15 protein-coding genes are annotated in these 16,431 nt (G+C 38.2%); all 15 read right to left on the bottom strand.

All coding sequences use genetic code 11. The features are described 5' to 3' along the window. Positions 1 to 113 precede the first annotated feature (113 nt). On the bottom strand, positions 114 to 1,514 hold the full coding sequence (locus tag DW959_RS08490) for an MATE family efflux transporter (RefSeq protein ID WP_118615892.1): 1,401 nt from the start codon (positions 1,512 to 1,514) through the stop codon (positions 114 to 116). A gap of 16 nt (positions 1,515 to 1,530) precedes the next feature. After that, a complete protein-coding gene (locus DW959_RS08495) occupies positions 1,531 to 4,326 on the bottom strand; it encodes a leucine-rich repeat protein (RefSeq protein ID WP_118615894.1) in 2,796 nt (931 codons plus the stop codon). 93 nt (positions 4,327 to 4,419) lie between these two features. Then, positions 4,420 to 5,400: a dTDP-glucose 4,6-dehydratase gene (rfbB, locus tag DW959_RS08500; RefSeq protein WP_118615896.1), complete on the bottom strand. Its 981-nt coding sequence runs from the start codon at positions 5,398 to 5,400 to the stop codon at positions 4,420 to 4,422. A gap of 566 nt (positions 5,401 to 5,966) precedes the next feature. Next, entirely contained in the window at positions 5,967 to 7,364 is a 1,398-nt protein-coding gene (locus DW959_RS08510) for an ATP-binding protein (protein ID WP_117823464.1), read from the bottom strand. Positions 7,365 to 7,570: 206 nt separating this feature from the next. Then, positions 7,571 to 9,655, bottom strand: coding sequence for a hypothetical protein (locus DW959_RS08515; RefSeq protein WP_117823462.1), 2,085 nt, complete (start codon positions 9,653 to 9,655; stop codon positions 7,571 to 7,573). 45 nt (positions 9,656 to 9,700) lie between these two features. After that, the gene (locus tag DW959_RS14190; RefSeq protein WP_173783848.1) at positions 9,701 to 9,844 is read right to left on the bottom strand and encodes a hypothetical protein; all 144 of its coding nucleotides are present in this window, start codon (positions 9,842 to 9,844) and stop codon (positions 9,701 to 9,703) included. Then, positions 9,834 to 10,211, bottom strand: coding sequence for a hypothetical protein (locus DW959_RS08520; protein ID WP_117823460.1), 378 nt, complete (start codon positions 10,209 to 10,211; stop codon positions 9,834 to 9,836). The genes DW959_RS14190 and DW959_RS08520 overlap by 11 nt, the downstream gene beginning before the upstream one ends. 93 nt (positions 10,212 to 10,304) lie before the next feature. After that, positions 10,305 to 11,609, bottom strand: a complete 1,305-nt coding sequence (locus DW959_RS08525; protein ID WP_147353078.1) for a hypothetical protein — start codon at positions 11,607 to 11,609, stop codon at positions 10,305 to 10,307. Between the two features lie 399 nt (positions 11,610 to 12,008). Continuing rightward, positions 12,009 to 12,260: a hypothetical protein gene (locus DW959_RS08530; RefSeq protein ID WP_118615900.1), complete on the bottom strand. Its 252-nt coding sequence runs from the start codon at positions 12,258 to 12,260 to the stop codon at positions 12,009 to 12,011. A 29-nt stretch (positions 12,261 to 12,289) separates the two neighbouring features. After that, a complete protein-coding gene (locus tag DW959_RS08535; protein ID WP_118615902.1) occupies positions 12,290 to 13,255 on the bottom strand; it encodes a hypothetical protein in 966 nt (321 codons plus the stop codon). A 388-nt stretch (positions 13,256 to 13,643) separates the two neighbouring features. Beyond that, complete coding sequence (locus DW959_RS14195; protein ID WP_173783847.1) at positions 13,644 to 13,784, bottom strand: hypothetical protein; 141 nt, start codon at positions 13,782 to 13,784, stop codon at positions 13,644 to 13,646. A gap of 20 nt (positions 13,785 to 13,804) precedes the next feature. Further along, on the bottom strand, positions 13,805 to 14,359 hold the full coding sequence (locus DW959_RS08540; RefSeq protein WP_118615904.1) for a hypothetical protein: 555 nt from the start codon (positions 14,357 to 14,359) through the stop codon (positions 13,805 to 13,807). Positions 14,360 to 14,913: 554 nt separating this feature from the next. Further along, positions 14,914 to 15,291, bottom strand: a complete 378-nt coding sequence (locus DW959_RS08545) for a hypothetical protein (protein WP_117823452.1) — start codon at positions 15,289 to 15,291, stop codon at positions 14,914 to 14,916. Positions 15,292 to 15,420: 129 nt separating this feature from the next. Continuing rightward, a complete protein-coding gene (locus tag DW959_RS08550; protein ID WP_118615906.1) occupies positions 15,421 to 15,711 on the bottom strand; it encodes a hypothetical protein in 291 nt (96 codons plus the stop codon). After that, entirely contained in the window at positions 15,708 to 16,286 is a 579-nt protein-coding gene (locus tag DW959_RS08555; RefSeq protein WP_147353079.1) for a hypothetical protein, read from the bottom strand. The genes DW959_RS08550 and DW959_RS08555 overlap by 4 nt, the downstream gene beginning before the upstream one ends. Positions 16,287 to 16,431: the final 145 nt, after the last annotated feature.

The raw sequence follows: 16,431 nt of genomic DNA on the forward strand, positions 1-16,431 counted from the left end.
TTCTTATTGTGAATCTCATCACAACGCTTTTCTTCGGCTGTTTTTCGAATATACAAAGTATATGTCCGTTATCTGATTTTGTCAGCTTAATTATTCTTTATAGATGTTGCATTTCATTTACGATTGTTACGGTTCTTTAACCAATCTTTGAACTCCGGCAAAGTCTTTCTTCCGGCTTCTGTAACCGGCTTCACCCATTTGCCTGATCTGGTATAGACAAGCTCGATTGCCAGGCGCACCAGCTCATCCGTATATACAAATGAAAATACAGCAAGGAAAGGCAGATGTAAGACCATGCCTGCGATCCATGTCGCCGGAACGCTGACTAAGAATAAACCGCCAATCTCCACATAGGTTCCGACTCTCGTCTCGCCTGCTGCCCGGTATCCCTCATTCATAATATAGTTACAGGTTCGAACCGCACCGAAGAACAAGTAAATGTATAACATATACATGCCATACCGAAGTGCCTGATCACCCAATCCAAATAAGCCAAACAATGGTTCATGTAATAACGCACAGATCAACACGATCCCGAAAGTAACTGCCGGGCAAAACAATGCCGACCGCTTCATAAACCGATATGCCCCCTTATGGTCACCGGCACCGACAGACTGTCCGATCACAACGCTGGTTGCATTTGATAAGCCGCCAAAAAATGCATAGACAAAGCCCTCGCATACACGGAACGCTGCCATGGCGGCGATCGCAGATTCATTCTGGTGTCCGATCACGATATTGATCAGCATTTGTCCAACTCCATAAAACAATTCGTTACAGAGGATTGGAAATGCATTTGCCAGATACACCCTGATAAATCCGCCATGGAATAAGAACATCTGACTCAGACGGATCCGCACCTTACATTCCGAACGCATCAGATAGATAAACAGCAGTAATAAATTGATGATTGCAGATGCAAGTGTTCCGACTGCCGCACCGGCAGCCCCCATTTTCGGTGCGCCGAATTTACCGTATATCAATACAAAGTTCAAGCAGAAATTCACTACCAATCCTACGATGGAACAGATAAGCGGCGCTTTCACCCGCTCTGTCGAACGGAGCAGGAAGCTGATAAGTACAGCAAATACCTGAAGCGGATATGCCCATCCGACAATCCGCATATACGGCTTTCCGATTCGGATAAATACTTCTTTATCTGTATATACCCCCAATAAGAATTCCGGTCTGATGATACACAGGGCTGCAAATGCAAAGCCCACGATTGCCATGCAGATGAAAGTGATACCGAATGTACGATTAATTCCCTTTTCATCATCTGCTCCCCAGTACTGGGAGAAAAACAGGATCGATGCGCTGGCAAATCCCCAGTAGCAGCTGAAGAACAGCGAGCTGATCTGCGAACAGATACCAACTGCTGCCACGCACGACTCTCCCAGCCTTCCAATCATGATCGTATCGACCATACTGGCTGTTGTAGTTAATAAATTCTGTAATGCGATGGGAAATGCAATCGTTAACATCACATACAGAAATGATCTTTTATTTTTCATATGTATCTAATATTGCTCAGGAAACCTTAATCGTTATCTTCTTCGATTTTCCTCTATATTTTGAAGTTCCTTTTGCCTTTACCGTAATTGTATAGGTTCCCTTTGGCGTTCCTTTCCTTACTGTTACCTTTCCTTTTTTGCTAACAGTAATATATGCTTTCGAAGCCTTTGATCTGGAATATGTCACCTTACCCTTTGCATTCTTTACCCCGATTATAAAGGAATGCTTTTTGTTAAGCTTTCCGGTTGATTTTTTTGCTTTGTAGGTTTTTGAAGCCACCTTTACCTTCATTGGATTCGACTTTTTAATCATTAATTTCGCTACATTGGATTTCGCTGAATTGCTGGTTGCTGTTGCTTTTGCACTTGCAATTACATAATAGGTTCCAACCTTGGAAGGATATGTAGATAACCGCTTCGTACACTTCGAATCTGAATAATATTTATAGGTAATCTTCCCTGCCGCGCCTTTTACGCTTGCAGCACCTATCTTTTTTCCCTTTCCAGTATAGGTAACTGTCTTATTCTTCAGTGTCAATGTTGGTGTGGTCTTTGTAACCTGTAACTTACCCTGCACCGTCAAGGTAAGTGACGTTTCATGATATTTTGTTTTTGCTGTGATAGTTACTTTACCACCGCCCACAAATGTAATCTTTCCATTTTTATCTACCGTTGCTACACTCTTCTTATCTGAGCTCCAGGTGATATTCCCGCTTGTAAATGGACAATACATGCTAAAAACGGGATTTACCAGAACGACCTTCGCATTTACGCTCTTGCCTGCAGTATAAGTATCCTTGTCCGTCTGTATAACAAATTTATAAGAATATGTCTCAACATCACCCCAAACAATACCGTCCGTCGTAATTGCTTCTGTAAATTTCTTTTTCGGAATATTGATATTCTGTGTTATGGTACGGTCTGCCTGCTTCTCTGCTGCCTGAGCATCTGTATTTGAACCAAAGCACTGTACCCAGGTATAAATACCATTTATATAAAAGCAGCCAACTCCTATCGTAGTTGCATTTTTACTTAAAATATTCGCCTTGTGTCCCGATGAATTCATCCAGTCATTCATGACTGCTGTTGCAGAAGACTGATTGATCGCAACATTTTCTGTATTCATATTCTTATTTGCTGAAAAGCAGCTTGCACCATCCGGCCTGGTATGTGAAAACAATACTGCCTGCTCACCGGCACGAATCATAGCCGTTTCTAACAATCCGGTATCCATCGTCAATGCATCAAGACCATTCTTTGCACGTTCTGCATTTACCTTGTCTAATACCTCAAATGCCTTCGTATAATCTCTTTTTCCTTTAATCTGAATTGTTTCTGCATAACGGAATCCATTGTAACCAAACCGCACCAGTTGATTATTGTTGCAGGTGATCACAACATCCTTTGCAAATGCATTTTCATCTACAAACTGCGTAGATGCAGGCAGCGTTATCTGTTTCAGGGATGGACAATTTGCAAATGCCTGACGATATATCTCTTTTACTTTTGGAAGATATACATCTGTTAATGCATAGCATTGTGCAAAATCAGCATATGTCACATATTCCAGTCCCATACCACGAAATGTTACAAGCTTCTGGCAACTGTTAAAGACCGATCCGTCCCAGCTTTTTATCGTTGCCGGAACTGTCACCTCGACCAGACTGTTACAACCTAAAAATGTCCGCATACCAAGTGATGTCAGGCCACCAAAATCAATGGAAGTAATCCCTGTACATTTTTCAAACATTGAATAAGCGCTTTCTTTCATGCCTTTGCCAAACTTTACTGTTGTTATCTTGGTACAGCCCTGAAATGCAAAATTACCTGCTTCACTGATCTTATCCGAAAGTGTCAAGGTTCCGGATAAGCCGGACATATAAAATGCACCTTCTCCTAATGTTGTTACATTGGAAAAGTTTACCGTGTTCAAGCTGACATTATTATAAAATGCATAATCTCCGATCTCCTTCACATTCGAAGGTATCGTAAATGAGCCTGTTCCTCCATTAAACGGATACATCACTAATTCGGACTGATCCTTGGAATATACAACTCCATTCCGTGCAACATAGGCTGTGTTACCTGCTGCAACCGTATAACTCTCTATCGTTGTATTTCCAAAAAATACGAGCGGCGATATAGAGGTTACACCTGCAGGTATTGTAAATGTTGTCGGACAGTTATTTTGAAATGCATAGCTTCCTAAATCCGTTACCCCCGGTATCTCAATCCGGGTAACAGCTTTACAGTCACAATATGCTCCAGATCGAATCGTCTTCACAGAAGATGGCAAAACCACCTCTTGCAGTTTCGTACATCCATAAAATGCAGCCTCTCCAATCTCTTTCAGAGTATTCGGATAGGTTACATCTGTAATATCATACATTTCCACAAAATTCTGGCTTCCGATTTTTGTAATACCACTTTTTATTACAACCTTTTCAACATCTAAAGTATACCATGGTGCCTTATCAGAAGAACTGGCGTCCGGCATATCTCCTTTTCCTGATATCGTAAGTGTTGTGCCAGAAAGCGTCCATGTTATATTCTCCCAGGTTCCACTTTGTGAAGTATCATTTGATGTACTCTGCAATGCAAGTTCCTCATCACTTGTATATAATTCCGGTCCTGCATTTTCCGACACCTCATATCCCGTTGCAGGCGTAATATCCCCTGTGCTTTCTTCAATAGCTGCAGTAGCAGTTGTCATATTTTCTGCATATACATACCTGCCTGTTGTACCTAACATGCCGCAAATAGCCCCTATTCCTAATAATACCGCAATCCTGCTTCTCCCTTTTTTTCTCATAATACCCTCTCTTTCTGCAATTACTATTCTTCGTGTAGTTATTTTTTCTCAAAAGCTTCAGCTCATCTCAACTTGCACAAATACTTATTCATCCTATCTGGAAATAATCATCTCCCACCATTTCCTATTATCTAAATACCAACGGATTGTCTCCTTTATCCCATCCTCAAACTTTGTTTCCGGCAACCAGCCTAATTCATTATGTATCTTTGTTGGATCAATAGCATAACGCAAGTCATGACCTTTGCGGTCTGTTACATGCGTGATCAGACTTTCCGGCTTGCCTAGTTTCTTGCAAATAAGCTTTACAATGTCAATATTCTTCATTTCATTATGTCCGCCAACATTATAAACTTCTCCAACGCGACCCTTATGAATGATCAGATCAATTGCCCGGCAGTGATCCTTTACATACAGCCAGTCACGTACATTCACACCCTCCCCATAAACAGGTAAAGGCTTGTCTGATAATGCATTAATAATCATAAATGGAATCAGCTTCTCTGGAAATTGATATGGTCCATAATTATTCGAACAACGGCTGATCGTAACAGGAAGTCCGTATGTCCTATAATATGCAAGCACTAACAAATCAGCAGATGCTTTTGAACTGCTGTACGGCGAACTCGTACGAATCGGAGTCTCCTCTGTAAAAAACAAATCCGGTCTGTTCAACGGAAGATCTCCATATACTTCATCTGTACTTACCTGGTGATACCTTGCAATACCATATTTACGGCAGGCATCCATCAACACCGCCGTTCCTTTGACATTCGTATCTAAGAAAATCTCCGGATTCTCGATGGAACGGTCTACATGACTTTCGGCTGCGAAGTTCACTACCATATCCGGATGTTCTTCTTCAAATAGCCTATAGACTGCCTCTCTGTCGCAGATATCAATCTTACAAAAACGGAAATGCGGATTATCCATCGCCGAAGCTAGTGTAGATAAATTTCCCGCATATGTAAGCTTGTCCATACATACGATACGATCCTCCGGATAACTGTCCAGCATATAAAATATAAAATTGCTTCCAATAAATCCGGCTCCTCCGGTTACGATAATTGTCATGGTGTTTATCTCTTATCTATCCTATCTATGGTCTCAAATCTGCCCATGTTCGATGATTTTATATTAATCCTAATCATATTCCAAGTCAACTTATCGCATAAAATCGGAGTTAAATTACCAAAAGTTACACCCAGACATGCTGTTTATTACATCAAAGGGTTTTTTCACCCTTTTTCTACTATGCTTTTCCTGTCGACAAAACAGGCGCCAGCTCTTTCCTACCCGTACGGAAAAGGAATGTCTTACTGAGCTCCGGAAGCATCCGCAAAGTTACTTTGCTTATCAGAACATGACGCAGGAACGGAAGAACCGCTTTCTTGAATTTATGGAGGGTACGAAAACTCTGCCTTTAACCTATGATCCGTTTTTCAAGAAGCTATTCAATCCGGATATCTATCCGGAACGGTTATCCAGTCTGATCAGCAGTATCATCGGCACAAGAGTAACGGTTCAGTGTATCCTGTCAAATGAAGACAGCATGCTAGCCTATACGCATCTTCTCCTCTCTAAATTTGGGTATAAAAATACCCTGCCGGTTTTCACCAGTAGGGCTGACATCGAGTTGTTTACTTGTAAAGGTCCTCCAAGGTGATCAGCTGAACTTCACCTCGCTCCCGTGCTTGGAGCAGTCCATCCGTAAATCCACCTTTAGAGAAAATATAGTAGTGATAGGTGTTTCCTTTTCCGAAAACTGATGCATAATCCCTAATCAGCTCAAGCTCATCCACACCAATCTTCTCATTCCTATATTTGCAGGAGCCAATAATATACTCTTTTCCTTCTACGGGAGTTCCAACGATGTCGATCTGTATCTGCTTTTTCTTCTTGGAATCAGTTCCCCACCACTGACCAATTTCATTTAGTTCAATGGGGAGCTTGTCGGCATAGTACAACAGATAGTCCTGACACATCTTTTCAAATATCAAACCCATGTAATCGGGAAGATATTGTTTTACGGTGTGTGGATAGGTCTTTGCAATTCTGCCTGAATCAATTGCACTCATATTGACTGGGACAAAACGATACCAGAACCGGAAGAAGTTATCTGCCAGCAGGTAGATTGTTTTCTTACCAGGTTTTTCACTAATTGGAGTCTCCTTTTTTGCAATGCCTAGGTCAATCAAGGTTTTGAGATATTTCGATACAACAGAATTATCCTCCCCGACCTTCATCGTAATATCATTCAGTCGTGATGCTCCCTCAGCAATTGCCTTAATGATGGCATTATAAATGGCCGGCTCTCGCAGTTCCTGTTTGAGAAGATTTGCCGGCTCCTCATACAGATAGCTGGAGCGGTCAAACAGATTGTCGAGCAATGCTTCATCTACGCTGTCTCTTACATCCAGCTTGTTAATATAATGCGGAACACCACCTGTGATACCGTAAATCAGCGAATTATCCTCATCCGACAGATTCGGATGGAACACAGCTGTTTCCTTATAATCCAACGGTGCAATCTTAAATTGAGCTGTTCTTCTCCCATACAATGGGCTTTCTTTCCCAAGCACCTGACTTTCCATAAAGCTCATTGAAGAACCGCAGAGAATCAGGTACATCTTGGATTCCATCCACTTATGATCAATAATGTGCTGTAGCATAGCCGAAATAGCTGGTTTTGCCTTTGCTAGATAAGGATATTCATCAATAACAAAAACCATTCGTTTTTCTTTGGAAAGTGCTGTCAGCTCGTCCAGCGCAGCATCATATGACCGAAATTCCGGTGCAGATTCCATATCCGGTCTCTCAAAAGTCATGATTGATTTTGAAAGTGCCTCCAGATTTTCCTTCCCTGTCGTGTTGAGTGCCGAGAAGAAAATGGTCGGTTTTCCTTTACAGAACTCATTGATCAAGGCGGTTTTACCAACTCGCCGTCTTCCGTAGATGACGATGCATTCAAACTTGTCACCTTCATATCGCTTATTCAGCTTTCTAAGCTCATTCTCACGGCAATAAAACTGACTCATTCGCCCACCTCCAATTTATTACACTCGTGAGTTACTAACTCGTAAGTTACTTTCTTACGAGTATAATAACTCAATGGATGATCGAAGTCAAGCGAAATGGCGTGACCGCCATGGCTTAAAGGCTTCACAGTCAGGAGGCTCTCATGAATAATTATTGTGCATTTAGCAACAATTTATGGATATATACTACATATTTTCTCCACGCATTATCCTTTAAGCTGCAATGCATTCCAAATGTCCACATAAACATCTCCTGCACCAGTAATCATCACAAGCTGTGTTGCACACATATCTAAAAAAACATCCAGTGTATCGTACACGCGAAGCATCGTCCATACCTGCTGCAGACTCCGAAACAGAGAATTAAAAAATACATCTCTGGTTGTATATTTCATACCATCAAACAGCCTCGCCGCTGCCAGCTGGATATTCGCTATCCTTTTATTTAATCGATCCAGATTTTTCTCCTTTGTCTGATCCTGTGCATGATATGTAACCCGTAGTACACTCTCTAAAAAATTCTCAGTCATCATGCGATCTGTCAGGAAATCGTACTCCGGCATACAGATACTCATCGCCATTATCGGTTTCCTGCCAGGTATATAATCCTGTATATGATTTCCCAACTTATCATATAGCGCAATCAGTCCCTTCTCTTTCAAGCGTATCCTATGCCACAAAATCTGCTCCTGTGCATACAGCATACCATCGCCAAGTACACTCAATACACTTACATCATCTGCTTTCTCGTAGTTTCCGGGAAGCGGACATTTCTTGATTTCAACAAACATCACACGCTCCTTTCCTTCCAAGATCATATCGCAATCACGTTCTGCAAGATCTCCATCCTTATAATATTGCCCTGTGATATATGGAAAACGCTTCTCCCGAAACATTTGATAGACCAGCTGCTCCAGATACTCTCCCTGATTCCTGCTAAACTTCGTTCCATACTTTGCAAATAAGATCTGAAACATCACTTCATAAAATCCATATCCCGCCATCCTGCCATCCAGACAGAAATAAGTATCCGCATCCAGCCTGACAAGAGGCTTTCTCCAGCTATTTGTCTCATCCAGATAATACACAAAATCCTGATTCACCATATCAGCATCCAATGCAGTATCCAGCAAGATCTGTTCTAATTTGTAAGTGCTGATTCCCAGACGTTCCGATAATTCCTGCCTTTTAAATATCCTGGGCCCCTTTGCTGCATCCATCACATATATAGCAAATTCCAAATAATTATGAAAAGAATATACTCTCATTTTATCTCTGCCTGTACCATAAAATGGTTCCAGCATGTTTTGCAAAAGAAGCCTTACAAACTCCGGATGATATTGCCTTGGAATACAAAGTTTTTCAAAACATAGATTTTTCGCCAGCCGATATGGAAAATCCTCCAGATCAATAAAAACATCTTCCCAGGTCATATACCCCTGCAGCTGTAGAACCTCCAGATAATTCTGTGCCATCCGGATCAGCTCCTGATATCTGTGCTCTTTATATGCATTTGTGAATATTGATTCTGTTTTCAGAAATTTTAGCGACAGCTGAAGTAAATATTGATACGGTATTCTTACTTTGATATGGCGTTTTTCTCCCATTGATATCTTATTTCGATAGATCAGATATCTTCCAAGCTTCTCATGATATCGTGCACGAATCTCCCTGTCAAATAACTGACGGATCACATACATTCCACCAAGCTCTTTTATCCGTCTTTCTAATTCCGCAACCAAACACTGTTCGGAATCCTGTTCAAACTCCGGCTCTCCATTTACGATCTGAAATGAAAAACCTGCATTGATCAGATTTCTCGTTGATTCGATCAATACTGCTGTCTCTTCTGACATTTTCGGTGCATAGGGCTTACCGGACTTCTTCGATGCCCCATAAAGATGTCTGATGGTCTCCATGACCTGTGGCAGGTTGCCCATCTTAAAATAGGTTCCATTTGGCAGATACGCAAGCACATGCCCCAGAATATCCAGTTCAAGCTGCATATCCCGATTATTTATTGCTTCCTCTAGCTGCATATGTACAATGATCCGGCGAAAATCAACACTTTGAAACCATGTCCCTTTCAATGTTTTTTCTCTTGCCTCTTCCCGTTTGTCCGTACAATCCGCCTTTCCATCGTCAATGAAAGCTGCCAGACTTTTTATTGCTGCTTCGCATTCTTCTATTGACCGGTCACTGTTCGTCCATTCACCTCTCCGGAGTCTATCCGCCAGATCGCATGCTGCTTGATATAATTTGTTAAATGTTGTTTTATTTTTTAAATCCATATTAGCCTTGTCCCCCTGTTTGGTTATTTATAGTCTGAAGACCGTTTACACAAATCGTGATATATGAAAAAAGTCCGGATGCATGTCAAGGGATCTGAGAACTCCGGCAAAGCTGTCTATACCATACCTCAGATCTGTTCTGCCACATACTATGTTTATTTCAGAAAAACCAACTGCATCATTCAGCATCTACAAGGGCCTCCATGATGGAGCGGATCACTGCGGGAGCAGCACCGCCATCGATCTCTATGTGTATGCTACCGCGGTTTATCCTTATTCTTGAATTGCTGCATGAATCAAAGTTATTCTGATAATCAGCGCATTCCAACTTGACTATCTGTGGCTTCTCCGATTCAACTGGCAATTTTGGTTGAGGACCAGAGGACTGCATGCACGCCGCAAGTCTCAGCTGCTTGAACCAGTAGTAATACTGATCCTTTGATATGTTATTTTCAGCAAGCCAGTCCTTTGTTTTCATACCGCTGTTCCTGCATTCCTGAATAATCGCAGTCCAAGTCTCTAACTGCTTTTCCCGAATAGCAAGTCGTGTTGCCATAATCTACCTCCCGAATATTTGGATTTTTCGCTCTTATTTTCCAACTAGTTGAGGTAATTATAAAAAAATTCGGGTAAGATGGATAGGTACCGTTTACGAATATTCAGAAGTAACATCTACACGAAGTGAATTATCTTCTAATACCGGAGATACAATGGTAAAACAAATCCCATTATCCGTTATAGTCTGGTAATCAGATATTTCATAGCATACATCCAAATGATACCGTTGATAAATCTCACTATATAAACCATAAATAACTTCATCGAACCAACTTTTTATCTCATCCGCATCAAGGATATCAACACCTGCTTCATTTACTATACGCTCACGAAAATATTCCCTCTCATTCCGTTCTTCTTCCTGTATTGCATCCCAGGTCTCCAATACTTCATCTGATGTTACTTTGCTTTCAAATTCAGCATCTGCCTGACGAATAAAACCATCCATTTTATCAAAATCACCCAATATGATCTGATAAGAACTCCAAGACAGAACCTTGCTATGTGCAACATGATTTCTATCCTCTGTAAAATTATGTATCGCCTGCTTGAGTTGCTCCGGATTTTCAATATATGGCACAAATAAGTTGTTCCATATATCTTTTTCTACTGTACGGTTCGACTTAATAAATTCTGCTACATTATTGGCATTTTTACCATTTTCTGCTATCTCTAAAACTTTTGCATACTGGCTTTTATCTAATACAATCGTATCCTTATATACTTTTCTTTCAAACATTACTTTTTCCAATGTTTCCAGTGTCATTGAAAGAAAGTCCGCATTTATATTCTCAAATTCCGGTACACGTTTAATAAATTTCTGCTTCAAATTTTTTACCGACTCTGCCTCTTTTTCTAATCCGGTACTATTAAGCCAGTCAATTCCCATAAAATGAATCAATACCTTACTGGCAAATGCACGGAGATTATTCTCAACAATAAATGCTCTTTCATATGCTTCTTTACAGAGATACGCTGATTGCATATCAACTAACCAGGTACAAACTTTCCAGTCCTGGATGAGCCTGTTCTTTAATGCTATTTTTAATTCTTCAAGCTTCTGATCATAACCTTCCGTTTCCGGGGCAGTAATGGTACACTCTAATCTTGCAGCTTTTCTTCCATATGTATTAATACCAAATTCAATATGATATTTTGCTCCTTCATCTGTACAAATATCAAAGGTCTCATTTGCAATGCGCTCTGATGGACTAAGATACGTTTGAGTTCCCCACTTTAGCACTGTCAATGTATCTGCAACAATCTGTTTACAATAGGTATCACCATGATAATATTCTTCCGTTACATCACAAGCAACCTCATTTGAAAAAACATGTGTCCACGTATAGAGTACATCTATATTTGTTATTTGATCCATTGAAAATTTTATAATCATTTTGTATCTCCCCCTTCCGGCAATCTCAATATACACATACAAATTATCAATATCACCCCAGCATAATTCAAATATTTTCGTTACAACTGCATAAAATACTAAACAAAATGTCAATACCACAAAATTGAAAAACACGTGTCCACTAACATAGGAACCAATCAATATATGTACCGACCCATTTATGGAAATCTCCTACAAAATGTCCTACCTTTTCTAAAAGAGCAACCGTATCATCTGGTACCTAATGCCTAATATATTTACTGTTCTTAACACACAAACTATAACTTACTCCATTCTTTCCAGTATAGAGAAGAAATTAGAATTTTACATTATTAAATATTTAGCTTAATGATATGCCGCTTTCTTTGTTGATCTGATATAAAAATATTGCATTATATTTTAATCATTTATATCCAACAGTTTTTCCACATCAATAAAAAACGTTCCGAGTATCATAAAATATGCAGCGTATGTCTTTGTTCTAATAATTCGTATGTCACTCCAGTCATACAAATTATCCTTATGCATATACGCATTTCTTGTTTTCTCAACATACTGTTCCAAGTATCCAATTACTCTATCTGTCATTTCTGTTCTATGTAAAACAAATTTTTTGTTTCCTTCTATCACTTTTAAAATATTTTTTGCCATTGTAAGAACCAGTTTCTGATTTGCATAGTTTAATGGTAATTTTTTTGTCCTGTTTTCTCCCTGCCTTCTTGGTTAGCATAGAACATAAATTTATTATTTTCATTCTCACTTAGTACAAGTAAAATAGAAAATAACAATTGTTCTATTGATTTTAAATAACCTGCTACAATAGCTGTTTGTTCAATTCCCGCATCCGTTTTTACCTGTAAAGTATAATACCATTCAGAACTAATAAGGCTTTTTGAAAAATTGGCATTACTGATTAAAACTACATAATTCTTCTCAAACCTTTCTTTCATATTCATAATCTCTTTCTCATCAAAAATTGTTTGAAGCTCTTTTTTATAAAAATAGCTCAACAATTCTTTCTGTATCATTGCCCTATGCTTTTCTACTGCCTTTTTTGTTGGAATTGCAGATACAGTAATTCCCAACTTTTGCTCTGCATTATAATTATATTGTCCAACACATTCTTTAAAGTCATCATAATCATCTCTACCTAACATTTCAAAAAATTGTTTTACTACAATCTGCTCTACATGCTCCTTATATTTATAATTTCGGTATTTATAACTATTAGGTTTATAAAATTGTACTTGCCCATCCACTGGGTCTTGTAAAACAACAACCATCAATTTTTCAATGGCATACATTAGTTCATCAGAGACATTTGGCATAAAATTGGGTTTAAATGAAAGCAAAACTCCTATCGATTTATCATCCACTTCTAAGATAAAATCTACATCTTCATCTCCTGCAATTATTTTTATTGGGAGTTTCATCTGTTCACACATATCAATGCAAAGTTGACGACACCCATTAAGTACTTGATAATTACTAAAATAATCAACTGTTTTCATCAAAAGAAACTGTTTGTTAGATATGCAAAACAATGGAGTTACTCCAGAAATATCATTTGCCATGGAAAAATCATCTACTGTTTTATCTAATAACCTTATCATATCTGCTATCGCAGATTCATATAACATCTTCATATAACACCTCTCTATTCTTTTTAGTGCATGTTCAACAAAAACCTTGATTTTATTCCTACATACAAAAAAAGGCATACAGTATAGACCGCATGCCCTGGCTATTTGCAGAAATTATTCTGCCTTGTTAGGCTCTAATAAATCTGCCACTTTGCGAGTAGCAGGAACTACTATAGATATGATAGTAGCTGCTATTTCAAACCAATCAAGAACGACATTGAGTTTTTCTCTCATGTGGTGCTACCTCCTTTCCTGAGCATTGCCCAAAGAATAAATTCTGTAGTACCATGTCGTTAATATGCCATTTATATTATATGTTACATAATTCCAAAAATTTCATGTCCAATTTCTATTAGCCATCAAGCATAGCTGACTCCCAATATTATTTTTTTCAAACATCTCTCTGATTCTCTTTATCGAGAATAAATCTATACTTTTTCCCATCACTTCTAGTATCCTTTACGGGAATTGGTGTCGGAGTTACTTTCTTTGCCGGATTACTACCTTCTAATTCTTTATTCTTTTCACACATAACAATTCTCCTTTCATTTATTACCATAATAAAACTGTTGCATGAACGAAACATAGCAAAATACTAATCAATGCTGAGGAAAAACACACCATTGATGCAATTATAAACTTTACTCTTTTCTCATTTATTCCATTGTTCTTAGCATATATGTCTTGCAACATTTTCACTATCTGTGCATCACAATATGCATCTTGCACATACTTCTTCCACTGCAGATCATCCAAAATAGCAGATTCTATATTTTCTACAGATTCATATGTTTTAGTTTTAAAGCGCCATTGAGCCATAGAAGCACACACAAGACTAGCCAACATAAATGAAATGATAATTGCGATCCAAACATAAAAAAATACATACGGCAGTGACCCTTTATATTCTATGCATACTGGCAGCACTGTAAAAATCGCTGCTGTAGTAAATGCGAATGCAGTCTGCATATGACTTGCCTGTATTAACAAACTGTCTTCACGCCTTAATTCATTATCCATAGTCATTTGACTAATGCGTAATATTTGTCTGTACTGTGCCGATGAATAATCTTTATCTGTGATTATTTTATTTTCTCTTTCATTCATCCTTATTATATCCTTATTATATCCTTATATAGCTAACTTAATTATGTGGGGTTCAGAGGTATGGCCTCTAGGTGTCATTCCATTTATCTTAAGTCATATCTGTCCTTTGATTGTTTATTTCATGTAGTCATCCGGCTACGAACCCCAACCACACCCGTAGGGAATCCCATCTGAACCCACATATACGTCAATATTCCAGCTCTCATTAATGCTCCTCCGTCAACCTCAATACATTTAACGATTCTTTTGCCTTTAAGTGTCACCTTCATACAACTCAACCAAATTCTAAATAAAACAATAAATGACTTTATTATTTAATATATCTATATACTTACTTCACTTCATGGATTTTAATTAGATCTGCCTCTCAAAAGGCATAAAAGAAATCCCCCCTTTTATTCGATTACTTATATTTTATATATTATCCCTATTCATATGCAAAGTCAACATTATTTGACATGCCAAGGGATCTGAGGACTCCGGCAAGGCTGTCTATACCATACCTCAGATCTGTTCTGCCACATACTATGTATATTTCAGAAAAACCAACTGCATCATTCAGTATCTACAAAGACCTCCATGATGGAGCGGATCACTGCGGGAGCAGCACCGCCATCGATCTCTATGTGTATGCTGCCGCGGTCTATCCTTATCTTTGAATTGCTGTACGAATCAAAGTCATTCTGATAATTGGCGCATTCAAATTTGACTATCTGCTGCTTCTCGGTTTCAACTGGCAATTCTGGTTGAGGACCAGAGGCCTGCATGCACGCCGCAAGTCTCAGCTGCTTGAACCAGTAGTAATACTGATCCTTTGATATGTTATTTTCAGCAAGCCAGTCCTCTGTTTTCATACCGCTGTCCCTGCATTCCTGAACAATCGCAGTCCAGGTCTCTAACTGCTTTTCCCGAATAACAAGTCGTGTTGCCATAATCCACCTCCCGAATATTTGGATTTTTCGCTCTTATTTTCCAACTAGTTAAGGTAATTATAAAAAAATTCGGGTAAGATGGATAGGTACCGGCTATGGAGCGTTTACATTTATTCTGCTTTTTCTATTCTATTTGGCCATTAAGTAATTATTACATACTTTTTCATTATAATATCTATCTGTTTCTTTTAACTTTAATAAATACCCTGTTTTTTCAAATATTTTTCTATAATTTAAATATGCCCGACAAATTTCAATACTCACTTTTTGATTGCCCAAAGAACAGAAATATCCTTCAAATCTGCTGCGCATTTCATAAGCTTTGGATATGAAATCTTTCTTTTCATCTTCACTAAAAATTGATAAATAATAAGAATAATATTCGTAATATCGCCCTACTTGTCGTAGAACATATCTCATTTTCTCTCCCTTATTACTATTATGTAATAAAAGCTCATGTGCCTTAAAAAATGTTTCCATAGCATCATTTGAATTCGTAGATTTTTATTCATTTCTGAGCATAATAATAAACGTGCTTTATGTGTATCTATTTGAAATGTATCAAAATTTTTCATCTTTAGTGCATTTGTATATGCATTATCAAAATAAATAGATGCCTGTTGATAATTATCCAAATTAAGAGCCGTTATACCAAATTGTAACCAGAAATATGGATTTTCGGAAGCTGTTGGTAAATTTTTAATATTATCATAATAGTTTAGAATAAGCTCCTCATCCGATTTTCCCAACTTCTCTTCCACTTCAGTATTCAATAATAAAGAAATATTGGAACGAGATATCATATTACGACGTTGTTGATAATACTTTCCATACGCATCATCAAAAAGTGAACATTTATAATATATTTTTTTTAACATCTCTAACATTTGATTTTTCATTTTTCCTTCTCTTACTATATACTGTGAAAAAATAGAAGAGCTTAAAGTAAATTTATCATCTGAAACAATTAACAATTCACGAACATGTTTTATCAACAATATAACTTCTTAATAATGAATCTGAAATTTCTGTATATGAAACAATTAACAATTCACGAACATGTTTTATCAACAATATAACTTCTTAATAATGAATCTGAAATTTCTGTATATTCAAGAATATCTGAATATGAAAATTTAA

Source organism: Clostridium sp. AM46-21, assembly GCF_003480025.1.
Taxonomy (GTDB): Bacteria; Bacillota; Clostridia; order Lachnospirales; family Lachnospiraceae; genus Coprococcus; species Coprococcus ammoniilyticus.